General features: G+C 37.4%; 22 protein-coding genes and 1 pseudogene. 22 read left to right on the plus strand and 1 reads right to left on the minus strand.

The window, feature by feature from the left end; translation table 11 throughout:
* Window positions 1-14 precede the first annotated feature (14 nt).
* Genes argJ through QRD39_RS05225 form a run of 3 tightly spaced genes read left to right on the plus strand, consistent with a single transcriptional unit; the run spans window position 15 to window position 3,106 of the window.
* A complete protein-coding gene (gene argJ, locus QRD39_RS05215; protein ID WP_285955895.1) occupies window positions 15-1,208 on the plus strand; it encodes a bifunctional ornithine acetyltransferase/N-acetylglutamate synthase in 1,194 nt (397 codons plus the stop codon).
* Between the two features lie 26 nt (window positions 1,209-1,234).
* Window positions 1,235-1,972: an acetylglutamate kinase gene (gene argB / locus QRD39_RS05220; RefSeq protein WP_285955896.1), complete on the plus strand. Its 738-nt coding sequence runs from the start codon at window positions 1,235-1,237 to the stop codon at window positions 1,970-1,972.
* A gap of 3 nt (window positions 1,973-1,975) precedes the next feature.
* Window positions 1,976-3,106: an acetylornithine transaminase gene (locus QRD39_RS05225; protein WP_285955897.1), complete on the plus strand. Its 1,131-nt coding sequence runs from the start codon at window positions 1,976-1,978 to the stop codon at window positions 3,104-3,106.
* 41 nt (window positions 3,107-3,147) lie between these two features.
* Here QRD39_RS05225 and QRD39_RS05230 read toward each other — a convergent pair whose 3' ends face one another.
* Window positions 3,148-4,026 (minus strand): polysaccharide deacetylase family protein, encoded by an 879-nt coding sequence (locus QRD39_RS05230; RefSeq protein WP_285955898.1) that lies wholly within the window; start codon window positions 4,024-4,026, stop codon window positions 3,148-3,150.
* 173 nt (window positions 4,027-4,199) lie between these two features.
* On the opposite strand from QRD39_RS05230, the gene QRD39_RS05235 reads away from it, so the two are divergent.
* From QRD39_RS05235 to QRD39_RS05325, 19 genes and pseudogenes are all read left to right on the plus strand, one after another.
* On the plus strand, window positions 4,200-5,486 hold the full coding sequence (locus tag QRD39_RS05235; RefSeq protein ID WP_008533947.1) for a homoserine dehydrogenase: 1,287 nt from the start codon (window positions 4,200-4,202) through the stop codon (window positions 5,484-5,486).
* 82 nt (window positions 5,487-5,568) lie between these two features.
* On the plus strand, window positions 5,569-6,429 hold the full coding sequence (gene thrB / locus QRD39_RS05240) for a homoserine kinase (RefSeq protein WP_285955899.1): 861 nt from the start codon (window positions 5,569-5,571) through the stop codon (window positions 6,427-6,429).
* Complete coding sequence (rarD, locus tag QRD39_RS05245) at window positions 6,422-7,306, plus strand: EamA family transporter RarD (protein WP_285955900.1); 885 nt, start codon at window positions 6,422-6,424, stop codon at window positions 7,304-7,306. The genes thrB and rarD overlap by 8 nt, the downstream gene beginning before the upstream one ends.
* 124 nt (window positions 7,307-7,430) lie before the next feature.
* Window positions 7,431-8,051, plus strand: a complete 621-nt coding sequence (locus QRD39_RS05250) for a PepSY domain-containing protein (protein WP_285955901.1) — start codon at window positions 7,431-7,433, stop codon at window positions 8,049-8,051.
* A gap of 132 nt (window positions 8,052-8,183) precedes the next feature.
* Window positions 8,184-8,387: a hypothetical protein gene (locus tag QRD39_RS05255; RefSeq protein WP_021152244.1), complete on the plus strand. Its 204-nt coding sequence runs from the start codon at window positions 8,184-8,186 to the stop codon at window positions 8,385-8,387.
* Window positions 8,388-8,841: 454 nt separating this feature from the next.
* On the plus strand, window positions 8,842-9,120 hold the full coding sequence (locus QRD39_RS05260) for a hypothetical protein (protein ID WP_285955902.1): 279 nt from the start codon (window positions 8,842-8,844) through the stop codon (window positions 9,118-9,120).
* Window positions 9,121-9,517: 397 nt separating this feature from the next.
* On the plus strand, window positions 9,518-10,096 hold the full coding sequence (locus tag QRD39_RS05265) for a flavin reductase family protein (protein WP_285955903.1): 579 nt from the start codon (window positions 9,518-9,520) through the stop codon (window positions 10,094-10,096).
* Window positions 10,083-10,652, plus strand: coding sequence for a GNAT family N-acetyltransferase (locus QRD39_RS05270; RefSeq protein ID WP_285955904.1), 570 nt, complete (start codon window positions 10,083-10,085; stop codon window positions 10,650-10,652). Before QRD39_RS05265 ends, QRD39_RS05270 begins: the two co-directional genes overlap by 14 nt.
* Window positions 10,653-10,671: 19 nt before the next feature.
* Window positions 10,672-12,081 carry a hypothetical protein gene (locus QRD39_RS05275; RefSeq protein WP_050787991.1) on the plus strand — a complete coding sequence of 470 codons (1,410 nt, stop codon included), beginning with the start codon at window positions 10,672-10,674 and terminating at the stop codon, window positions 12,079-12,081.
* Entirely contained in the window at window positions 12,074-14,725 is a 2,652-nt protein-coding gene (locus QRD39_RS05280) for a valine--tRNA ligase (protein ID WP_285955905.1), read from the plus strand. Before QRD39_RS05275 ends, QRD39_RS05280 begins: the two co-directional genes overlap by 8 nt.
* A 77-nt stretch (window positions 14,726-14,802) precedes the next feature.
* Window positions 14,803-16,263 carry an Eco57I restriction-modification methylase domain-containing protein gene (locus QRD39_RS05285; protein ID WP_285955906.1) on the plus strand — a complete coding sequence of 487 codons (1,461 nt, stop codon included), beginning with the start codon at window positions 14,803-14,805 and terminating at the stop codon, window positions 16,261-16,263.
* A gap of 3 nt (window positions 16,264-16,266) precedes the next feature.
* Window positions 16,267-18,474 carry a sensor histidine kinase gene (locus QRD39_RS05290; protein ID WP_285955907.1) on the plus strand — a complete coding sequence of 736 codons (2,208 nt, stop codon included), beginning with the start codon at window positions 16,267-16,269 and terminating at the stop codon, window positions 18,472-18,474.
* A gap of 22 nt (window positions 18,475-18,496) precedes the next feature.
* The gene (locus tag QRD39_RS05295; RefSeq protein WP_285955908.1) at window positions 18,497-19,120 is read left to right on the plus strand and encodes a hypothetical protein; all 624 of its coding nucleotides are present in this window, start codon (window positions 18,497-18,499) and stop codon (window positions 19,118-19,120) included.
* Window positions 19,113-19,745 carry an HNH endonuclease gene (locus tag QRD39_RS05300; protein WP_285955909.1) on the plus strand — a complete coding sequence of 211 codons (633 nt, stop codon included), beginning with the start codon at window positions 19,113-19,115 and terminating at the stop codon, window positions 19,743-19,745. Before QRD39_RS05295 ends, QRD39_RS05300 begins: the two co-directional genes overlap by 8 nt.
* Before the next feature lie 22 nt (window positions 19,746-19,767).
* Window positions 19,768-19,941, plus strand: a pseudogene (locus tag QRD39_RS05305) (DNA (cytosine-5-)-methyltransferase); the annotation flags it as partial.
* Between the two features lie 331 nt (window positions 19,942-20,272).
* On the plus strand, window positions 20,273-20,473 hold the full coding sequence (locus QRD39_RS05310; protein ID WP_008533960.1) for a F0F1 ATP synthase subunit C: 201 nt from the start codon (window positions 20,273-20,275) through the stop codon (window positions 20,471-20,473).
* 30 nt (window positions 20,474-20,503) lie between these two features.
* Window positions 20,504-21,211 carry a F0F1 ATP synthase subunit A gene (gene atpB / locus QRD39_RS05315; protein ID WP_143568200.1) on the plus strand — a complete coding sequence of 236 codons (708 nt, stop codon included), beginning with the start codon at window positions 20,504-20,506 and terminating at the stop codon, window positions 21,209-21,211.
* 20 nt (window positions 21,212-21,231) lie between these two features.
* Window positions 21,232-21,729 carry a F0F1 ATP synthase subunit B gene (gene atpF / locus QRD39_RS05320; RefSeq protein ID WP_002887571.1) on the plus strand — a complete coding sequence of 166 codons (498 nt, stop codon included), beginning with the start codon at window positions 21,232-21,234 and terminating at the stop codon, window positions 21,727-21,729.
* Complete coding sequence (locus QRD39_RS05325) at window positions 21,729-22,265, plus strand: F0F1 ATP synthase subunit delta (protein WP_285955910.1); 537 nt, start codon at window positions 21,729-21,731, stop codon at window positions 22,263-22,265. Before atpF ends, QRD39_RS05325 begins: the two co-directional genes overlap by 1 nt.
* Window positions 22,266-22,278: the final 13 nt, after the last annotated feature.

A 22,278-nucleotide genomic window follows, 5' to 3' on the forward strand; every position in this document is an offset into this window, starting at 1 on the left:
ATAGGAGAAAAAATATGAAAGTCATAGATGGAACGATTGCTAGTCCGCTTGGTTTTTCAGCAGATGGGCTACATGCAGGATTTAAAAAGAGAAAAATGGATTTTGGTTGGATTGTATCTGAAAAGCCAGCCAGTGTGGCAGGGGTTTACACGACTAATAAGGTTATCGCAGCTCCTTTGATTGTGACCAAGACATCGGTAAAAAAGGCCGGCAAAATGAAGGCTATCGTTGTTAACTCAGGTGTGGCTAATTCTTGTACAGGGACCCAAGGATTGGAGGATGCTTACACCATGCAGGAGTGGACTGCTGAAAAGCTAGGTGTTGAACCAGATTTGGTTGGTGTGGCTTCTACAGGGATTATTGGTGAGTTGCTACCAATGGATACCTTGAAAAATGGCCTTTCTAAGATAGTGGTTAATGGTAATGCTGATGATTTCGCCAAGGCAATTTTGACGACAGATACAGCGACTAAGACCATTGCTGTGACGGAGACTTTTGGACGTGATGTTGTGACTATGGCTGGTGTTGCTAAGGGATCAGGTATGATTCACCCTAATATGGCGACCATGCTCGGTTTTATTACCTGTGATGCCAATATTTCCAGTGAGACTCTCCAATTGGCCTTGAGCCAAAATGTTGAAAAGACCTTTAATCAGATTACGGTTGACGGAGATACTTCGACTAATGATATGGTGCTTGTCATGTCAAATGGTTGCACGCTCAACGAAGAGATTCTGCCAGATACACCTGAGTTCGATAAATTTTCAAAAATGCTGAATTTTGTGATGCAAGAACTGGCTAAAAAGATTGCCAAGGACGGTGAAGGTGCCAATAAGCTCATCCAGGTTGATGTGGTTAATGCTCCGAATGCCCTTGATGCCCGTATGATGGCAAAATCTGTTGTCGGTTCCAGTCTGGTCAAAACAGCCATTTTTGGTGAAGATCCTAACTGGGGACGTATTTTAGCTGCTGTTGGCTATGCTGGTGTGGATGTGCCTGTGGATAATGTAGATATTATGATTGGCGGACTGCCAGTTATGCTAGCTTCTAGTCCTGTTGCCTTTGATGATGAGGAAATGAAAGACATCATGCATGTCGATGAAGTTACCATTACGGTAGATCTTCATGCTGGACGTGAAAAAGGAACCGCTTGGGGTTGTGATCTTTCTTACGATTACGTTAAGATTAATGCCCTCTATCACACTTAGACTGTCTAAGGAAAAGGAGTTAACTGATGACTACTGAATATATTGTAATTAAGATTGGTGGAGTAGCCAGTAAGCAGCTAACTCCTGAGATACTGACTAAACTGTCAGAATGGCAGCAGGCTGGTCAAAAAATAATCATCGTCCATGGGGGTGGCTTTGCGATCAATCAACTCATGGAGGAACATGATATCCCAATCCACAAGGTCAATGGTCTGCGTGTGACGAGTCAGTCAGATATGGGTCTAATCAAAGAAGCCTTAGTTGATATGGTTGGGAAAAATTTAGCAGGTCAGTTGAGACAGGCAGGTTTGCCAGCCTATCAGGTCATAGATGAGCTTCCAGACCTTGTCCATGCTGATTTCTTAGATCAAGAGACTTATGGCTTTGTGGGTGAGGTCAGCCATATCACTAATCAGACCCTAGTAGCACTCCTTGCTCAAAGCAAGCTTCCTTTGATTCCTAGCTTGGGTTACAGTGAGCAGGGTGATTTGCTCAATATCAACGCCGATTACCTTGCTAGAGCTGTGGCAATTAGTCTAGGTGCCAAAAAACTTATTCTTATGACAGATGTCAAAGGTGTTTTAGAGAATGGACAGGTTTTGGAGCATCTGAATCTTGTGGACGTTCAGAAAAAAATAGATTCAGGTGTGATTACTGGGGGCATGATTCCTAAAATTCAAAGTGCTGTTCAGACGGTTGAATCTGGTGTTGAGCAGGTCATTATTGGTGATAACCTGACAGATGGTACCATAATCAAGGAGTAAACGATGACAAAACTATTTTCAAATTATAAACGGGCAGCGATTGATTTTGCTTCGGCCCATGGCAATTACCTGACAGATACGACTGGCAAGACCTACTTGGATTTTTCATCAGGTATCGGGGTAACCAATCTTGGCTATCATCCCCATGTCAATCAAGCTTTAACAGAGCAGGTGGGCAAGATTTTGCACCAACCTAATCTTTATGACAATCAGTTGCAAGAAGATGTTGCTGGACTTTTAATTGATAACAAGGATTATCTGGCCTTTTTCTGTAACAGTGGTGCAGAGGCCAATGAGGCAGCCATTAAAATCGCCCGTAAGGCTTCGGGCAAACAAGAAATCATTACCTTCCAAAATTCCTTCCATGGTCGAACCTTCGGTTCCATGTCTGCCACTGGTCAGGATAAAATCAAACAAGGTTTTGGTGAAGGAGTGCCTCACTTTAGCTATGCCATTTTCAATGACATAGACAGTGTCAAAGCCCTAGCTAGTGACGAAACAGCGGCTATTATGTTGGAGTTGGTCCAAGGGGAATCAGGCGTGCAACCTGCGGATAAGGACTTTGTTAAGGCCTTGTCTGATTTTTGTAAGGAAACGGGTATTTATCTCATCGTAGATGAGGTTCAGACTGGTATCGGTCGTACTGGTAAGCTTTATGCTTATGAACACTACGGTATTGAACCAGATATCTTTACCTTGGCTAAAGGTTTGGCAAATGGGGTGCCAGTTGGAGCCATGCTTGCTAAGTCATCTCTTGGAGAAGCCTTCTCTTACGGAAGTCATGGCTCTACCTTTGGAGGCAATAAGCTGGCTATGGCGGCGGCTAAGGCCACGCTTGAAGTTATGTTAGCACCTGGTTTTCTTGACACTGCTCTTGAAAATGGAAACAAGCTACAAGCAAAATTGCAGGCGGCTTTATCTGATAAAGAGACGGTTACCACTGTCCGTGGCTTGGGTTATATGATTGGAATCGAGACTACTGGCAATCTAGGAGAATTGGTCCAGTCGGCTCGAGATAAGGGGTTGATTGTCTTAACTGCAGGAACCAATGTGATCCGTCTTTTGCCACCAATCACACTAAGTGATGCTGAAATTGAAAAGGGTGTGACCATTCTATCAGAAATATTTGACTAGACAATAGAAAAATCACTTGACCGTTAATCAAGTGATTTCTTTTACTTATTGTCAGTAGCAATCTCGCTGAGAAGTCCTTTAGAGGTTGTTGTTGGTAGGATGCGGACACGATTAAGTGAGAGAAGACCATCCTTAGCACTAGCCAGTCCTTCGTTTGTAGTCAGTCCTAACTTGTAAGTTTTCTTAGCCAAGTCCAAGGTCGTTTGGTTGTAGCGACCTGACGGATAAGCAATGGTATTAACCTTGGTATTGAGTTTATCCTCAAGAAAGTCAATAGAATCCGTTAATTCAGCCTTTTGCGTTGCCTTGTCATTGACAGACAAATCAGGGTGGTTAACCGTATGAGATTGGAAGCTCATGCCGTGTGCCATCATTTCTTTCATCTGTTTAACAGTGAGATTTCCAGCGTTCCCTTTCTTGACAAAGCCAGTGATAATATTATTGGTTGCTTTAGCCTTGTATTTTTTGAGAATAGGATAGGCAATCGTATAGAAGTCTTCGTTACCATCGTCAAAGGTTAGCCAGACAACCTTCTTAGCAGGTAGTGCATTTTCAGTCAAGGCCTTGTAGGCTTCTTCAGGAGTTAGGAAATAGTAACCTGCATCTACCATGGCCTTGATTTGTGCTTCAAAATTGTCCGGAGCAACAATCAGGTTGGCGTTAGAGGCCTCAGATGGATCCATAACGTGAACAGCATGGTACATGAGGATAGGAATTTGAACAGGATCGTCATAGGTCTTCCAATTGGCTGTACTCTTAGACTGACTCGTCTGGGCTTGTTTTTGATTGGTTTTCGACTGGTTTGGACGGTTTAACATAAAAACGGCCAAGATACCGAGAAGTACCAGATTTATGACAAGTAGAAGAAAATTCATCTTCTTTCGTTTAGGTTTGGTTGATTTTTGAGCTTGAAAAGTCATTGTATCCCCTTTCAAATAGGTCTAACTATTATTTTAACAAAATTAAGGTAGAATTGCACAGAATTTTCAGTAAAAAAGGATACTTGCCACCTTAAATGGCAACAATATTCTGTCAATTCCGACAGAAATATGGTACAATTAAAAAAATGTATGTTTTTAAGGAGAAATCGTAAATGTCTATTAAAATTGGATTACTTGGCTTTGGTACAGTAGCTAGTGGTATTCCTTTCCTCTTGCAGGAAAATGGTGAAAAGGTTCTTGCAGCCTCACGTGATCAGCTTGAAATTGCAAAAGTTTTGGTTAAAGATGACGAGGAAAAAAATCGACTTCTTGCTGCTGGTAACGACTACAATTTTGTCACAAATGTTGACGAAATCCTTAATGACGATGACATTCAAATCGTGGTCGAATTGATGGGACGTATCGAGCCAGCCCGCACCTTCATCACTAAAGCGCTCGAAGCTGGTAAAAACGTTGTTTCTGCCAATAAGGACTTGATTGCCACTCATGGAAAAGAGTTGATTACCCTTGCTCAAGATAAGGGTGTGGCTTTCTACTACGAAGCTGCCGTAGCTGGTGGTATTCCAATTTTGCGCACTTTGGCTAACTCTTTGACATCTGACAAGGTGACACGTATCCTTGGTGTGCTCAACGGAACATCTAACTTTATGATGACTAAGATGGTTGACGAAGGTTGGTCATACGAAGATGCCCTCAAGACTGCTCAAGAACTTGGTTATGCTGAAAGTGATCCAACCAACGATGTTGAAGGTATTGACGCTGCTTATAAAGCCGTTATCCTAAGCCAATTTGGTTTTGGTGCTACAATTGATTTTGACGATGTGTCTCACAAGGGAATTACGAACATCTCTACAGATGATGTGGCTGTTGCTCAAGAGTTGGGTTATGTCATCAAATTGGTTGGTGATGTGCGTGAAGTAGAATCAGGGATTTCAGCAGAAGTATCACCAACATTCTTGCCAAAAAATCACCCACTTGCTAGTGTCAACGATGTTATGAATGCAGTCTTTGTTGAATCTATCGGTATTGGCGAATCAATGTATTACGGTCCAGGTGCTGGTCAAAAACCAACAGCAACATCTGTTTTGGCAGACATTATCCGTATTGCTCGTCGTCTTTCAGATGGCAATGTTGGAAAACCATTCAACGAGTTCCGTCGTGACTTGCCGTTGGCTAATCCAGCGGACGTTAAGAGCAACTATTACTTTGCCCTTGATACGCCAGACGAAAAAGGAAAAATCCTTCACTTGTCTCAAATCTTCAACTCAGAAGATATTTCATTTGAACAAGTCTTGCAACAAAAAGCAAATGGCACAACAGCTCGTATCGTTGTGATTACACATGCTATGTCTAAGACACAACTCCAAGCGGTTACTGAGAAACTTGAAGCAGCAGAAGACTTCACTGTTGTTAATACATTGAAAGTTTTGTCTAACTAATTGATAAGCCCGTATTGGTGCGTATAAGAAAGGTATCAAGGAGAAAAGTCGCTGATGGCTTTCCTCCTTTTGGTGTATTATTATGAAAATTACTGTTCCAGCAACATCTGCCAATATTGGTCCAGGCTTTGACTCTGTGGGTGTTGCCGTTTCTAAATATTTGACAATCGAAGTGCTTGAACCTTCTGACGCGTGGCATATTGAACATGATTTGGGAGATATTCCGTCAGATGAAAACAACCTCCTTATTTCAACAGCCTTGCAAGTTAAGTCTGATTTGCATCCCCATAAATTGGTGATGACATCAGATATTCCCTTGGCGCGTGGGCTTGGTTCTTCAAGCTCTGTTATTGTCGCAGGGATTGAGTTAGCCAATCAGTTGGCAGATCTGAAGCTCTCGGACGATGATAAACTTGATATTGCAACCAAGATTGAAGGCCACCCAGACAATGTTGCCCCAGCTATCTTTGGAAATCTTGTTGTAGCCTCTTATGTGGATGAACATGTTAATAGCATCGTGGCAGATTTTCCAGAGTGTGCCTTTGTGGCCTTTATTCCGAGCTATGAACTCAAGACCTCTGCTTCACGTGGGGTGCTTCCAAGTGACTTGTCTTACAAAGAAGCTGTAGCTGCATCATCCATTGCCAATGTTGCTATTGCTGCGCTCTTTGCAGGGGATTTGATTAAAGCGGGACGTGCCATTCAAGGAGACATGTTCCACGAACGCTACCGCCAAAAATTGGTCAAGGAATTTGCGACCATTAAGGAATTGTCAGGCCAATACGGTGCCTATGCAACCTATCTATCAGGTGCTGGTCCAACAGTAATGACTCTGACACCCAAGGACAAGTCTGCAGCCTTCAAAGCAGCTATCGATGGTCTTGGATTAGACGGTGAAACCTTCATCCTATCTGTGGATAAAGCAGGTGTTGTCGTTGACTAGAAAGAATCAAGGGTTGCTCTTTGGACTAGCAACCTATATTCAATGGGGATTTTTATCCCTTTTTTGGAAACTTTTAGCAGGTGTTTCAGCCTATAACACCTTCTCATGGCGGATTGTCTTTACTGTAGTGACCATGCTGGGTTATGCGCTAATAGCTAAACAAAATACACGTTTTAAAGTCGAACTTGTAGGACTTTGGCTGGATAAGAAGGCCTTGCTTCGTATGCTGCTTGCCAGCTTTCTCATAGCAGCCAACTGGTTGATTTATATCTATGCTGTGGGTCATGGGCAAGCGACACAAGCTAGTTTAGGTTATTATATTATGCCTATTATTTCTATCCTGTTTGCTCTCATTTTTCTTCGAGAATCTCTGAGCAGAACCATGTGGGCAGCAGTAGTTTTAGCTTTTATAGGAGTATTGGTTCTTGTTCTTAATACAGGAAAACTTCCCATGGTTTCTTTAGGCTTAGCCCTGAGTTTTGGTTTTTATGGCTTGATCAAGAAGGGGGTCAAGTTGTCTAGTGATGTGGCTATGCTAGTGGAAAGCGGTTTTCTTCTTCCCTTTGTAGCAGTCTATTTGGCCTTCTTTTCACCAGAGTCATTTTCCTCATATTCAAGCATGGAAATGTTTCTCCTAGCCATCTCAGGTGTGGTGACAGCTGTTCCCCTCCTCTGCTTCTCTGAGGCAGTTAAAAGGGCACCGCTTAATCTTATCGGCTTTATCCAGTACCTTAATCCTACCATTCAACTGCTTGTGGCTATTCTCATTTTTGGTGAGACTGTTACTGTGGGAGAATTGAAGGGGTTTATCTTTATCTGGATAGCTATCTTGGTCTTTGTGGCCGGTCAATTAGTAACTATTCGTAGAAGTTCCTGATGTCTGTCAGGAACTTCTTATGACTTTTTTATGAGTTTGTTATGAAAAAAAGACCAAGTTTATCTGACAATTTTAGAACTTTAAGATATAATAGTAGTATTAGATTAAAATAGCGGAGAATTTTATGCGAAAAATGAAAAAGCTTGTGGGCTATGTGTTCCTACTTGCTATCCCAGTTGTCATCGCTGCAGCCCTGTTTATCTATAACGGTTCAGGTTACCGCTTGTCAGAACAAGATGCAGCAGATGTTGCCTACAAAAATGCAGGTGTTAAAGCTTCTGAGATTTCTCAGTCGACAGTCTCAAAAACACGTACAGGCTTGCGTGGCAGTTATAAGGTTAGTTTCACAACACCAGACAACCACTTTGTTTACACCATTGATGGTCAATCTGGGTCTATTTTGAATCAGAAGAGCGACCATCCAACATCTAATGATGAAGATGATGCTCAAAAGAGTGATGACGATAAAGACAAGACACAGCCTAGCGAAGACAAAGATACCCCACCGGTATCTAAAGATGCTGCTCAAACTACAGCCCTTAATCATGCCGGCTTAGCTGCTGGTTCTGTTACGAACTTGACGACAGATTTGAAGACTGAAGGAGACGGTAAGGTTTATAATATCAGTTTTGATTACGCAGCTAGTGGTCTACGTTATAAATACGCAGTTAATGCCGAGTCAGGAGCTATCGTCGCCTACACAACAGAGTACATCTCAGGAAGCGCTGCAACCCCAGCCCAATAGCTTTTTAGTTGTCTGAAAACCTTCCGTAGTTGTTAGCAGAAGTCTTTGCATTTTCTCTGAAATGGTGTAAACTTAAGGTGAAAACGGTAACAGCATTTTCGAAATTTACCCAGAATCAAGGAGGCTTTGACCATGAAAGAATTTCAAGCATTTAAAGACACGCTTAGCAACAAGGCTCTCAAAGCCATTTACGAAGAAAGTAAACTGGAAGTTCAAGATGAAACGACCGAAGGCACCGAAGCCTTCTCACTAGCCTTAGCCACTCAAATGGCTATTAATCTACTCGAAAGCTATGAAAAATGGCTTGAAGAAGAAAGAGCTAAGGAAGAAAAATAAGATGAAATCCTTGTCGAAAGACAGGGATTTTTCTTATGGAAAATAAAGTTATCTAGAATGTAGATTATCTGTCTTAAAATAACTAAAATACCATCGTTCTTGTACTTAAAATAAAGTCAAAACCTTTATTTATTATAAAGGAGCCATTCCTTGTGAAAAAGGTCTCGATTTTAGCCGATGTTTTGTTACAATGGTTTCAGCAAGTTCCTTAAGAGAGGAGTAGAGAGATGATTTTCTTGGTGGTTAGGATAATTACTATGATGTTAGGGGTTATAGTTACTTACCTGCTATTGTGTTATTTTATTAGTCATACACAGTCCGAACATGTTTTAATAAGAGCACATCAAAGACGAGTTGCAGCTGGGAAAAAGCTCAAAGATGTTTGTGGGCTTGAATTAAAAGTTCATAAAGAACATTTTCAGAAGGATTTTGAAGGAAAGTGATGGTGAACTTCATGGAGTTAATTAAATCATTTCTTGTGGCGCCCTATTTTCTTGGGGTGATTCTTGGTGGTGTATTTTTAGGGATTTATATGTTGATAGATAAGATTATTAAGAATCCGATGAAAGATATCGATTGTTACAAAAAGTTTGTAGAATCTTACAAAGAAGAAGCTGATTTTTATAAAATGACCTCCGAAGAGTATAAAACGATGGCAATAACTTACCGTAAGAGATATTTGGAAAGCCAAGCAAAGTTAGAACTTGTCATGAAAGGTAATAGTAGCCATTGAAAATTGTGAGGAAAAGTAAGACAGAGGACATACTTTCAAATTCAAAAATCAATAAGATTTCCATCACAATTTCATTTGTCTTGGTCTTAAAATTGTGATAAAATAAGACCATTCAGAGGTGCTTTGAAGCCCATTTGTCACAGGAAGCGGTGGTACTGAGAAATCCGCACAAATGTCAAAGCTGGTTGCTGATGGTCAAATTGAATCAAGAAAGCTGTGAGTGGTTGCCACTCAAAATTGGGTGGTACCGCGGATACACATTCGTCCCTGTCATAGTTATGGCAGGGATTTTCTATACCTTTTAAAGAACCAAGACCGAAGGTCACAGGAGAATTTAGAGATATCGATGCAGACGGAGCGCAAGCGAGGTCTACGTTCCTATTTAAAGGAGGGTGACATGAAGCAATCTTTTGAGACCAGTAAATTGTACTATGGTTTTCCAATTTTTATCTTGGGTTACCAGGACCAGACACATGGCTATAATGTGACGACTTGTAGTTCTTCCTATAGTCTAGGAGATTGGCTCATCATCGGGGTTGGTAGCGAGGAAAATGCGGCAGACCAGATTAAGCATTATCAGAAGTTCACAGTGAATATTCCTGATGAAAGTTTTATGCTGGAGATGGAGCAGGCTGGTTTTATTAGTCATCGTGAGAAGATTGCTAAACTCGGCATAGATTTTCAACCTTCTGATTTGACACAAGCACCTATGCTGGATGCTTGTCCAGTCGTTCTGGATTGTAAGATTGACAGAATTATTGAGGAAGATGGTATCTGCCATATCTTTGCTAAGATTCTAGACCGCCTTGCTGATCCTGGTTTGCTAGATGACAAGGGACATTTCCGTAATGATTCTTTTGCACCGACTTACTTTATGGGAGATGGTCATAAACGTGTCTATCGCTATCTAGATAATCGTGTCGACCCCATGGGAAGCTTTATCAAGAAAGCAAGGAGGAAGGATGACAAGAGCTGAATTACCAGAACGAATCGAAACGGAGCGACTGATCTTACGTAATCGTACATTGGCGGATGCAGAGGCAATCTTTGACTTTGCCAGTCGTCCAGAAGTCTCCTACCCAGCTGGTTTTCCACCCGTCAAGACCTTGGAAGATGAAATCTATTACCTAGAACATATCCTTCCCGAGCGCAATCAAAAAGAAAATCTTCCAGCAGGCTATGGGATTGTGGTCAAAGGGACTGATAAGATTATCGGTTCTGTTGATTTCAACCATCGACACGAAGATGATGTGCTTGAGATTGGCTATACCTTGCACCCAGATTATTGGGGGCGAGGTTATGTGCCAGAAGCAGCGCGTGCTTTGATTGACCTAGCTTTCAAAGAACTGGATCTTCACAAGATTGAGCTGACTTGCTTTGGCTACAATGTCCAAAGTCAACGAGTTGCGGAAAAACTTGGCTTTACTCTTGAAGCTCGTATCCGAGACCGCAAAGATGCCCAAGGCAATCGCTGTGATGATTTGATATATGGCTTGCTGAAGAGTGAGTGGGAGGTGAAAAATAGTTACTAAACTTGGGGGATATTTGATAATGTTTTATGAAAAGGCAAAAGTTAGATTGCGGATTTTTTTGGTTATAATTTGGAAAATACTTATGAATACCCTTGCTTATTTTCCAATACTGTTTTTTGTTTCTATTTTAGGAATAGTAATTCCTGCCGCTTTACTAAGTTTGCTAATTAGTAAGGATACTGTACTTTTAATTCTAGAGATAAGCATTTTTTTATTCTTGATAGGTTTTTATTTTAAATATCTCTCTAAAAATAACTTGTTAAAGATAGTTTTTTTTGCATATTGGATTATTTCCATTGTATCTTTAATTATGTTCTTGTTCACTAAACTCAAGTTTTTAATTCTTTTTCAATTTGCATTGACACTGATATGTATATTTCATTTTACAACTTGGCTTAAAAAAATTAAGGAGTTTCTTACAGAAAGCACTGAAGTTTTAGCTTTCATGAATATGTGGGATACAATCTTTTGTGGGATATTAATATTTATTTTATATCATTTAGATCAAGTTGAATCAATTTTAAGCTACTTTATGAAACGTCATAAAATAAGTGGAGCTCAGATGAGTAATTGGATAAGTATTTTATTAATTATAATACTTCCGTTTATATATTCCTTCATAAAAACTATAGTGTCGATTAAAATATTTAAGAATGTAAATAAAATATATATTCCTAAAGGAAAAACACTATGGAATGTACATGCTACAATGTTTATTGCTTCGTTTCTTTGGCTTTTTATCTATCTTTATTATTTTATTTCCAGAGTACTTAGATTTAAACCAAATTTGATATTGGATATCTTCATATTCTTTTTCTTTATAGTATCTTATTTAATATGTTGGAGGGTGTTTTATAATCAAATTAAATATGGAGCAAAAGATATAAAAGAAGTGGTAGCTTCTTGGTTAACTGGAACAATTTGTATATTGGTGCTAGCGACATTTAATCAAGTTGAAAATGAATTAATAAGTGCTTTAACCTGGTTTTTACCAATATTAATTCCTAGCCTAATAGGGAAAATAGATTCTCAGTTTGATACAAAAAGATATAAGAAAAAACCAATAAGAACTGAGAAAATGGATAGACATCTCTATCGAATTCAACTATATGGCTTTCTTACTTTATTAATGCTGAGTATTATTCCAAAGTTAATTGAAATTATTTCGGGTTTGAGTATAAAATTGGAATTAGCTAAATTTATAAATCCATCAGCTGATTGGATGGCCGAATTTCTTGCATCAACTTTAATTATTCTCTTTTGCTTCATGCTATCATTAGTTGTTGGTGGGGTAATAATTTGGTTGTTAAAATATTTCTATCTAGATAAATATAATAGATATTACGAATTTAGAAATATCACACCCAATGTTTTAAATAATCATAAATATAGAAAAAACATTCACAAAAGGAGGAAAAATAATGTCTAAAGAACTTTCACCTAAATACAATCCAGCCGAGGTTGAGGCTGGTCGTTACCAAAAATGGCTTGAGGAAGATGTTTTCAAGCCTTCAGGCGATAAAAAGGCCAAGCCTTATTCTATCGTCATTCCACCACCAAACGTAACTGGTAAACTTCACCTTGGTCACGCCTGGGATACAACCTTGCAAGATATCATCATCCGTCAAAAACGGATGCAAGGTTTCGATACGCTTTGGCTTCCAGGAATGGACCATGCGGGTATTGCCACCCAAGCCAAGGTTGAAGCTCGTTTGGCTGAAAGTGGTATTTCTCGTTATGACCTCGGCCGTGAAAAATTCCTTGATAAAGTCTGGGAATGGAAAGACGAGTATGCTTCAACCATCAAGCAACAATGGGGCAAGATGGGGATTTCGGTGGATTACTCTCGTGAGCGCTTCACCCTTGATGAAGGTCTCTCAAAAGCCGTTCGTAAGGTCTTTGTAGAGCTTTACAAAAAAGGTTGGATCTACCGTGGTGAATTTATCATCAACTGGGATCCGAAAGCCCGTACAGCCCTCTCTGATATCGAAGTCATTCACAAGGATGTGGAAGGCGCCTTCTACCACATGAACTACATGTTAGAAGACGGTTCACGTGCCCTTGAGGTGGCAACAACTCGTCCTGAAACCATGTTTGGGGATACTGCCGTAGCCGTTAACCCAAATGACGACCGTTATAAAGACTTGATTGGTAAAAATGTTATCTTGCCAATCTTAAATAAACCAATCCCAATCGTTGGCGATGAACACGCTGACCCTGAATTTGGTACTGGTGTGGTTAAAATCACTCCTGCTCATGACCCTAACGACTTCTTGGTTGGTCAACGTCATAATCTTCCGCAAGTCAACGTTATGAACGATGATGGTACCATGAATGAATTGGCTGGCGAATTCAACGGTATGGACCGCTTTGAAGCACGTAAGGCCGTTGTTAAGAAATTGGAAGAAATCGGTGCCCTTGTTGAAATCGAAAAGATGACTCACTCGGTTGGTCACTCAGAGCGTACAGGTGTGCCTGTTGAACCACGTTTGTCTACTCAATGGTTCGTTAAGATGGATCAATTGGCCAAAAATGCCATCGCAAACCAAGACACAGACGATAAGGTTGATTTCTACCCACCTCGTTTCAACGATACCTTCCTCCAATGGATGGAAAATGTCCACGACTGGGTAATTTCTCGCCAGCTCTGGTGGGGTCACCAAATCCCCGCTTGGTACAATGCTGAGGGTGAAATGTACGTTGGCGAAGAAGCACCAGAAGGCGACGGATGGAAACAAGACGAAGATGTCTTGGATACTTGGTTTAGTTCTGCCCTTTGGCCATTTTCAACTATGGGTTGGCCTGATGTGGAAGCAGAAGACTTCAAACGTTACTTTCCAACTTCAACCTTGGTAACAGGTTACGATATCATCTTCTTCTGGGTATCTCGTATGATCTTCCAATCATTGGAATTTACAGGACGCCAACCATTTAAGAATGTCTTGATCCACGGTTTGATTCGTGATGAGCAAGGACGCAAGATGTCTAAATCTCTCGGTAACGGGATTGACCCAATGGATGTTATCGAGAAATATGGTGCCGATGCCCTTCGTTGGTTCCTTTCAAACGGTTCTGCACCAGGGCAAGACGTGCGCTTCTCTTACGAGAAAATGGATGCTTCATGGAATTTCATTAACAAGATTTGGAACATCTCTCGTTACATCCTCATGAATAATGAAGGATTGACCCTTGATGCGGCACGTGAAAATGTGGCTAAAGTCGCTGCTGGTCAAGCAGGAAACGTCACAGACCGTTGGATTCTCCATAACCTCAACGAAACAATCGGTAAAGTCACTGAAAACTTTGATAAGTTTGAGTTTGGTGTGGCTGGTCACATCCTCTATAACTTCATCTGGGACGAGTTTGCGGACTGGTATGTTGAGTTGACTAAGGAAGTGCTTTACAGCGATAACGAAGACGAAAAGGTTATCACTCGTTCTGTCCTTCTTTATACCTTGGACCAAATCTTGCGTCTCCTTCACCCAATCATGCCATTCGTGACCGAAGAAATCTACGGTCAAATCTCTGAAGGAACTATCGTGACGGCTGAATACCCAGTGGTTCGTCCAGAATTTGAAAACGAAGAAGCGGCAGCTGGCGTTGAAGCTCTTAAAGACGTGATTCGTTCAGTCCGTAACTCACGTGCAGAAGTTAACGTAGCGCCAAGCAAGCCAATCACTATCTTGATTAAAACTAGTGACAGCAAGCTCGATGCCTTCTTCAATGATAACGTCAACTACATCAAACGCTTCACAAACCCAGAACACTTGGAAATTGCAGCAGATGTCGAAGTACCTGACTTGGTTATGTCAAGCATCATCACAGGCGCAGAAATCTACTTGCCACTCGCTGACCTTCTTAATGTCGAAGAAGAATTGGCCCGTCTTGAAAAAGAATTAGCCAAATGGCAAAAAGAACTCGACATGGTTGGTAAAAAACTCTCTAACGAGCGCTTTGTAGCCAATGCCAAACCAGAAGTCGTCCAAAAAGAACGCGACAAACAAGCCGACTACCAAGCTAAATATGATGCAACAGTCGTACGTATTGAAGAAATGAAGAAATTGGTGAAATAAACAAAGAAACACGGTGGAATGCCGTGTTTTTTTTTTGGTATAATAGACATAATAATTATGAACAGAGATATAAGGTGATGGAGAAACAAAATTTTTTAAAGAAAAACGGCATCTACTACACTAATAAATTATTAGCAAAAAATATGATTGATTATTTAGATATTGACTATACAAAAGAGTTCACAATAATTGAGCCTGCTGTTGGAGAGGGACATATTTTTTGTTTAATTGTTGAAGAGTTTCTCAAAAAGAATCAAAATAAATGCCGAGAAAAAATAAAAAAGGATTTGGAAAGTAACTTTTCTGCGTTTGATATTAGAGAAGACGCTATTAAACTATGTATTTCAAGACTCGATAGATTGGTTAGTAAATATTACAATGATTTATCAGTAAATTGGAATGTTTATGTTTTTGATGCGTTAGATTATTATCAAAAATTTGATAAACAAAAAAAATACGATTATGTTATTAGTAATCCCCCATATATTTCAAGAAAAAATATGGACAAATATATGGTTGATAAACTCAAGAAACATAGCGAATTCTGTAATCGATTTAACTTTGATATCTATTATTATTTCTTTGAGTTAGGACTATCTCTCTGGAATAAAAAAGGAAAAATAAGTTATATTACTCCAAATAATTATTTGAGAGCTAGAGGTGCTGAAACACTACTTCAGACATTAATCTCTAATAAATACATTGAAAAAATAATTGATTATGGTGATTTATTGAATTTTGAAGATGCAACAACATATACAGCAATCACGGTTATTTCTAATGAAAATGCTAATTTAGAGATTGTAAGTTCAAATAAAACTAAGTTAAAGAGTTATTCATATGATGAACTGCTTAACAAAGAAATTTATTATTTATATGATGAAAAATTTATATATGAAGGAGGAGACTCCGTCTTATTGGGAGAAATAGCAGATATAAAAAATGGCTTAGCCACCTTACAAGATAGTGTATTTATTATTGCTGAAGAAGAGATTGTTGATGATTTGGAAGATCAGTATGTTATAGAAAAAAAATCTAGACAGTATCTTATTGAGAAAGCTATTTTAAAAAAGGGAGTACGGGTTTCTAATCTTAATAGAAAATATTATATAATTTTTCCCTATGATGACAGAAATCAGAAAATAATTACAATTAGTAAAAGTTATCCATGTACTTATGACTATTTAAGAAATGAATTAAATGATTCTTTTCAAGAAAAGTATGGTATTTATTTTGGTCGGACTCAGGGAATGCTGAATTATTATTCTCAAAAAATTATAATACCGAAGGTTGCTAATTTAGAAGATGTTCCATTTAAACAAATTAATTTTGGCTTTGTATTGGCTGGGATTTCAATTGTATTTTTAAAAGATTTGAGCGAGTCAACTTACAATGAAATTCTAAAATATTTAAATTCAAAACTTGTAGTTGATTATTTAAAAAGAATATCTAAGAATTATTCATCAGGATACAAAAATATAAGCACTAACGATCTAAAAAAAATTAGAATCCCAAAAAAGTTATTTGATGAGGAGTAAAAAATGGGTGATAAACTTAACTATATTGTTGAAGATAATATTATTGCAGAGGTTTTAGGTAGAAATAATTTCTCAACAAAAGAATCTGCTATTTTAGAATTAATAAAAAATGCTTATGATGCTGGATCTAATAAGTTAAACTTGATTTTTAAAAAATCTGAGAATACTGGGCGCTTAATGCTTGAAATAATAGATGATGGTTCTGGAATGAATGAAAATGACATTAGGCAAGCCTGGATGCATGTTGGTAAAAGTACCAGAGATTATAAAGATTCTGATACCGGACGGATTTTTGCTGGATCAAAAGGGATTGGAAGATTTGCTTTAGCTAGATTAGGTGAGTCAGTTGATATGTTCACTAAAAAGAAAAATGATGTTGGTTATCATTGGCAAACCAATTGGAATAGTTCAGAGATTGATATTGATTATAATATAGCTAGTCAAGGAACTAAAATTCAAATAAATGAATTAAGAGATAAATGGTCATCAAAAAGTATTAAACCGTTAAAAAACTATATAAGTAAGACTTATAGAGATAGTAAAATGAAAATTTCTATAATATTTTTAGTAGAAAATGGAGAAAGTTTAGAGGAGGAAACTGAGTTAATTTGGACAAATCCCAAAATTGGGGAAAATTATCTTGAATCTATTACAATAAATTATGATTCTAAAAATAAGAAACTGTATGGTCAAGTGCTTTTAGACGAGTTCAATGATTCTGTCTGGAAAATGACAAATAAAAATATAAAAGAGTATCATTTTGAACAAAATATGGTTGATGAGTTAAAAAAAGAAATTTCCAAATTAATAATTGAAGAAGAAGACGTTGATAAAAAAGATATAACAGACGAAATGATTGCAGAATTATTAAAAGAAGTGGGTTCGTTCAAAGGTGAATTATATTTTAGTTTGAATAATGTTACTCAAGTGGATAAAGAAAAATATGAATATAAACATGATACTTTATCAAACAGATTTAAGGGGGGAGTAATTTTATATAGAAATGCTTTTAGTATAGATTCTTTTGAAGGTAGAACAGACTGGTTAGAACTTGGAAAACGTTCATCTTCTTCACCAGCTGCGGCTTCACATCCAACAGGTTCTTGGAGAGTTCGTCGAAATCAATTATCTGGCTACATTATAATTGATAAGGAAGAAAATGCCTGTATTGAAGATATTTCAAATAGGCAGGGAATTGTTCAAAATATTCATTTTAAAATTTTAAAGAAAATCGTTGTTAGTGCTTTAGAGGAATTTGAAGCTTATAGACAGTCTATAATTAGAGATATCAAAAAAATAAAAGATAAAGAGGATTCAACATCAGTCATAAAAGAAGTTGATATCGAAAATAAAATTGATAGTTTTATTGATCACAGTAGGTCTATCGAAGAATTAACTATTCAAGATTTAGTTGAAGTGAGAAATAGACTTTTAGAGTATAAAAATAAATTTGATGATATTATGTATGAAAAGTTAGAAGTTGAAGAAAATTATCGCTATGAGGCACAGTTGTTAAATGTTCTTGCTACTGTTCAACTAAAAATAAGTTCATTAAGTCATGAATTACACAATAATAGAAACACAATTGCTGTAAATCCTCAAAAAATTGAAGATATCTTAAGAAGAAAATATAATTGGGAAGAGCTTAAGTCTGAAGTTCCAAGTAGTAGGAATATTCCGTCGTTATTGAAAAATCTAAAAAAAGACTTAGAAAAAGTTTTGGATCTCTCTGACACTATTATAGACGAGAATAAAAAAGAAAGATTTGAGCCACGAGAATATAGCTTAGAAGTTCTTGTAGAGGAGATAGTCGAAAAATGGAAAACTCAGTATAATTGGGTTCACTTTAAAACTAATTTTACCGGTGAAGATATCATAATAATATCGTACGATTATTTAATGATTATACTCGATAACTTAATTCTTAATAGTGTGCAGGTGAATGAATGTAGAAAAGAGTTAGAAATATCGGTTGATTTTGATTACAATAAAGGAAAATTACTACTTGAATACTCTGACAATGGTGAAGGGCTTGATAAAAAATATAAAAATAATCCATCAAAAATATTAAATGTTCACGAAGGCACTAGAGAAGATGGGCATGGTTTAGGGATGTGGATGGTAAATAACACAGTCTATAAGCTTAATGGCAATATTAGTATTGATGGAGAAACAAAAGGGTTTAATTTAAAAGCGGAAATGGACATATAAAAATTACTAGTGAGGGTATGATATGAAACATAAGATTAAATTAATATATGTGGATGATAAACTAGATCCGTTACTAGTTGAATATCTATATGATTTTAGAAAAGATGACACCATAATCGCTTATAATGAAATAGAATTTGATAGTAGTAGTAGAGACTATGAATCATTATTGACTGACAACAGAGTTTTAGAATCTGATATCATTGTGATTGATTCTAAGTTATTTGAGAATGAATATGCAGAATCGGGTTCAAAATTTACTGGTCAAGAATTTAAATTAGTTTTAAGAATTTTAAATCCTTTTATAAAAGTAATTGTAATAACTCAAAATAAGGATTTAGAAAATTATGGGGTTTTAAATAAATTTGCTACTTCTAAAGGTAAGGCTTCTCAAGAAAATGCTAATGATTTTTATAATAAATCCTTAAAACCTGCGATGGAAGAAGCAATAAAAGAAATAGTAGAGATGAGAAGAATTGGAAAGGAGTTAGAATTAAACAAAGGTGCTTATGAGGGATCATTGATTGTTGAAAAAACACAAAATTTACTTAATAAAATAACATCGTATAGAGAACTGACAGACGAAAAAATCGATGAGCTAATAGATATTATAAAGCAAGAAGTTTTGGAGGATAGGGATGAGTGATTACCGATTTGTGGGAGAAGAAGAAGCTAACGTTAAAAAAATTATTCAAGAAAAAAATCTATTAGCAAAAAAAATCGATAAACGAACAATAAAAGATGACAATCGGGGGAAACATTACGATAAAATCAAAAATAAATGTTCCAATTATTATGAGACTTTTCAAGAAATTTATCATCAAAAATGTGGCTACTGCGGTGTCCCAGTCTCTATAAATTCAGCTCCTCAATATGAGTTAGATCATTTTATTAATGAATTACAGAAAACATCTCCAAATGGAAAATCTGTAGATCACATCGAAAATCTTATATTTGCTTGTCGAAATTGCAATCAAGCAAAAAAAGAATTTGATACAAAAAAGATTATTGGTATAGTGCACCCTGATGGGGAAAATATAAAAAAAGTCTTTGAACGAGATAACTATTATAAAATAGTTATCTCTCAAGAATATTTAAATAATGAGGAGGTGAAATCATTCTATAGTAAAATGAAATTTGACTACGCATATAGGAAGTTAGATTATCTATTGTTGAATCTTTATTTTACTAAAAATAATAAAATAGATAGAATTTATAATAGATTATTAGAGCTTAGAAATAGTTTTCCAAGTTTGAATAAATTACAATAATCTTTTAGAAAAAGGCGATTACATGACAAATTCTGTAAGTTCGAACCGTTCTGAGAACTATAACATTACAGCTTTGTTCTTGGGTGTTTGGGGAATTGAATTGAAATTTGAACAGACTAATGAGTTCAGAGTGGTGTATGCCAATGAGTTTTATAATTATGTGCGTCAGATTTATCAGTTGAGCTATCCAGACACCCCTTCAGCTTTCTTTAAGCAACTCAAGTTATACTATAGTCATCCTAATAAGTATTGCTGAACTTGGTTCGGTAGCACTCACAGTCTTTGACTTTAGTCAGACAGTGAAACTTTCTTTCTTCATAAATCTCCCAAGAAGTCTAGCCCTCTGTGGTTAGGCTTTTTTTGAAATAACAGATGAAGTTTCATTAAAAAGGCAAACACTTACATAGTTAAAATGAAAACGTTAGGCAAAGTCAGTGAAAACATCTAAAAAACCAGTAATTCGTTGACTTTCGCAGAAAATAGGACTAAAATAACAGGGTAAAAAAATTTAAAAGGAGAATTCTACTATGAGTTTAACTATCTTAGGCCTCGGTTTGGCCGTTATGGGTGTATCTATCGGTGAGGGTATCCTCGTTGCCAATATCGCTAAAGCTGCAGCTCGCCAACCTGAGATGTTTAGCAAACTTCAAACATTGATGTTTACTGGTGTTGCCTTTATCGAAGGTACTTTCTTCGTACTGTTTGCCCTTAGCTACATTGTCAAATAGACAAATTAAAAGATGAAGGAGGGATGAGCATTGGAAACTACAAGTAATCCAACCGTCTCAGTATTTGGGATTGATTTTGACTTGACTGTCCTTGCCATGTCTCTCTTGACAGTAATTATCGTTTTTGGAGTGGTTTTTTGGGCAAGTCGTAAGATGTCTATTAAACCAAAGGGAAAACAAAATGTACTTGAGTTTATCTATGAATTTGTGAACAGTACCATTTCTCAAAATCTTGGAAAGTTCACGAAGAATTATAGTTTGCTCTTGTTTGTAATTTTCACCTTTGTGTTTACAGCAAACAACATAGGTCTGCTTGTATCTGTTAAAAGTGAGCATTACAATTTTTGGTCTTCTCCAACATCGAATTTCGGTGTTACTATCACTCTTTCTTTGATTGTTACCCTCATTAGTCATATTGAGGGGATTCGTAAAAAAGGGTTTAAAGGCTATCTCAAAGGCTACCTTTCACCATATCCAGCAATGCTCCCAATGAACATTTTGGAACAATTAACCAACCTTGCGTCATTGGCTTTGCGTTTGTTTGGTAACATTTATTCTGGTGAGGTACTAACTGGCTTGATTCTTCAATTGGTGACATGGTCTGTATTTGCAGCACCTGTATCCTTTGCTTTGAACCTTGTCTGGGTTGCCTTTTCAACCTTTATCGGTTTCATTCAAGCCTATGTCTTTATTATCCTAAGTTCAAACTACATTGGTGATAAAGTCAACGAAGAATAATTAAGAAAGGGAGAAATTAAATGTCATTACTGATTAATAGTACGACACTTGGTAATATCATTATTACGCTCGGCTCTGTTTTTCTCTTGTATTACCTCATTCGTAAATTCGCATGGGATCAAATTACAGGAATCTTTGCTGCTCGTGAAAAGAAAATTGCCACAGATATTGATAGTGCTGAAAATGCTCGTCAAGAAGCAGAAAGCTTGGCACAAAAACGTCAAGATGAGTTAGCTGGTGCTCGCACAGAAGCAGCTCAAATTATTGACGGAGCCAAGGAAACTGGTAAAACTCAAGAATCAAAAATCATTGCAGAAGCACATGATGAAGCTAAACGCTTAAAAGATAAAGCTAATCAAGACATTGCTCAAAGTCGTGTGGAAGCACTTGCTGGTGTTAAAGGTGAAGTAGCAGACTTGACTGTCCTCTTGGCAGAAAAAGTTATGAAACAAAACCTTGATGCCAAAGCGCAATCTGACTTGATTGATAGCTATCTTGATCAATTAGGAGATGCTTAATGGATAAGAAAACACAAGCTCTTGTTGAGCAGTATGCCAGAAGTCTGGTAGAAGTCGCTTTTGAACAAGACGCCGTGTCAACAATCCAAGAAGAAGTAAGGCAAATCCTAACCGTTTTTGCTGAAACAAAACTAAAAACCTTCTTGTCACAGGAAAATGTGACAAGCGAGGCTAAGAAAGAAAGTTTGAGTTTGTTTCAAGAGTCTTGTTCAGTATATATGAACAACTTTCTTGAGGTAATCTTACTTAATGACCGAGCTAACATTCTCTATGATGTGTTGAAGTTGGTCCTTAAGCTCTTTGATCAAGAAGACAACACTTACGATGTCACTGTGACCTCAGCAAGTCCCTTGTCTGAAGACCAAAAAGCACGACTTTTGGCGATTGTTTCACAAAAATTTGAGATTAAGACACGTCGTTTAGTAGAAAAAATTGATGAGAACCTCATTGGAGGATTCGTCATCAAAGCAAAAAATAAGGTTGTTGACACGTCAATTCGTAGTCAATTGCAAGCCTTTAAAACGAATTTGAAATAGAAAGTGGTGTGAC

The organism is Streptococcus raffinosi (assembly GCF_030284685.1).
In the GTDB taxonomy this organism is placed as follows: Bacteria; Bacillota; Bacilli; order Lactobacillales; family Streptococcaceae; genus Streptococcus; species Streptococcus raffinosi.

What these genes read in the sequence shown, in the direction of transcription:
- QRD39_RS05280 (WP_285955905.1), top strand. Translation starts at nt 12,074, where the DNA reads ATGTCTAAAGAACTTTCACCTAAATACAATCCAGCCGAGGTTGAGGCT.
- QRD39_RS05265 (WP_285955903.1), top strand. Translation starts at nt 9,518, where the DNA reads ATGAAGCAATCTTTTGAGACCAGTAAATTGTACTATGGTTTTCCAATT.
- QRD39_RS05225 (WP_285955897.1), top strand. Translation starts at nt 1,976, where the DNA reads ATGACAAAACTATTTTCAAATTATAAACGGGCAGCGATTGATTTTGCT.
- QRD39_RS05270 (WP_285955904.1), top strand. Translation starts at nt 10,083, where the DNA reads ATGACAAGAGCTGAATTACCAGAACGAATCGAAACGGAGCGACTGATC.
- QRD39_RS05250 (WP_285955901.1), top strand. Translation starts at nt 7,431, where the DNA reads ATGCGAAAAATGAAAAAGCTTGTGGGCTATGTGTTCCTACTTGCTATC.
- QRD39_RS05235 (WP_008533947.1), top strand. Translation starts at nt 4,200, where the DNA reads ATGTCTATTAAAATTGGATTACTTGGCTTTGGTACAGTAGCTAGTGGT.
- QRD39_RS05230 (WP_285955898.1), bottom strand. Translation starts at nt 4,026, where the DNA reads ATGACTTTTCAAGCTCAAAAATCAACCAAACCTAAACGAAAGAAGATG.
- argB (WP_285955896.1), top strand. Translation starts at nt 1,235, where the DNA reads ATGACTACTGAATATATTGTAATTAAGATTGGTGGAGTAGCCAGTAAG.
- atpF (WP_002887571.1), top strand. Translation starts at nt 21,232, where the DNA reads ATGTCATTACTGATTAATAGTACGACACTTGGTAATATCATTATTACG.
- QRD39_RS05290 (WP_285955907.1), top strand. Translation starts at nt 16,267, where the DNA reads ATGGGTGATAAACTTAACTATATTGTTGAAGATAATATTATTGCAGAG.
- QRD39_RS05255 (WP_021152244.1), top strand. Translation starts at nt 8,184, where the DNA reads ATGAAAGAATTTCAAGCATTTAAAGACACGCTTAGCAACAAGGCTCTC.
- QRD39_RS05260 (WP_285955902.1), top strand. Translation starts at nt 8,842, where the DNA reads ATGGAGTTAATTAAATCATTTCTTGTGGCGCCCTATTTTCTTGGGGTG.
- QRD39_RS05295 (WP_285955908.1), top strand. Translation starts at nt 18,497, where the DNA reads ATGAAACATAAGATTAAATTAATATATGTGGATGATAAACTAGATCCG.
- argJ (WP_285955895.1), top strand. Translation starts at nt 15, where the DNA reads ATGAAAGTCATAGATGGAACGATTGCTAGTCCGCTTGGTTTTTCAGCA.
- QRD39_RS05310 (WP_008533960.1), top strand. Translation starts at nt 20,273, where the DNA reads ATGAGTTTAACTATCTTAGGCCTCGGTTTGGCCGTTATGGGTGTATCT.
- QRD39_RS05275 (WP_050787991.1), top strand. Translation starts at nt 10,672, where the DNA reads ATGTTTTATGAAAAGGCAAAAGTTAGATTGCGGATTTTTTTGGTTATA.
- QRD39_RS05285 (WP_285955906.1), top strand. Translation starts at nt 14,803, where the DNA reads ATGGAGAAACAAAATTTTTTAAAGAAAAACGGCATCTACTACACTAAT.
- QRD39_RS05325 (WP_285955910.1), top strand. Translation starts at nt 21,729, where the DNA reads ATGGATAAGAAAACACAAGCTCTTGTTGAGCAGTATGCCAGAAGTCTG.
- QRD39_RS05300 (WP_285955909.1), top strand. Translation starts at nt 19,113, where the DNA reads ATGAGTGATTACCGATTTGTGGGAGAAGAAGAAGCTAACGTTAAAAAA.
- thrB (WP_285955899.1), top strand. Translation starts at nt 5,569, where the DNA reads ATGAAAATTACTGTTCCAGCAACATCTGCCAATATTGGTCCAGGCTTT.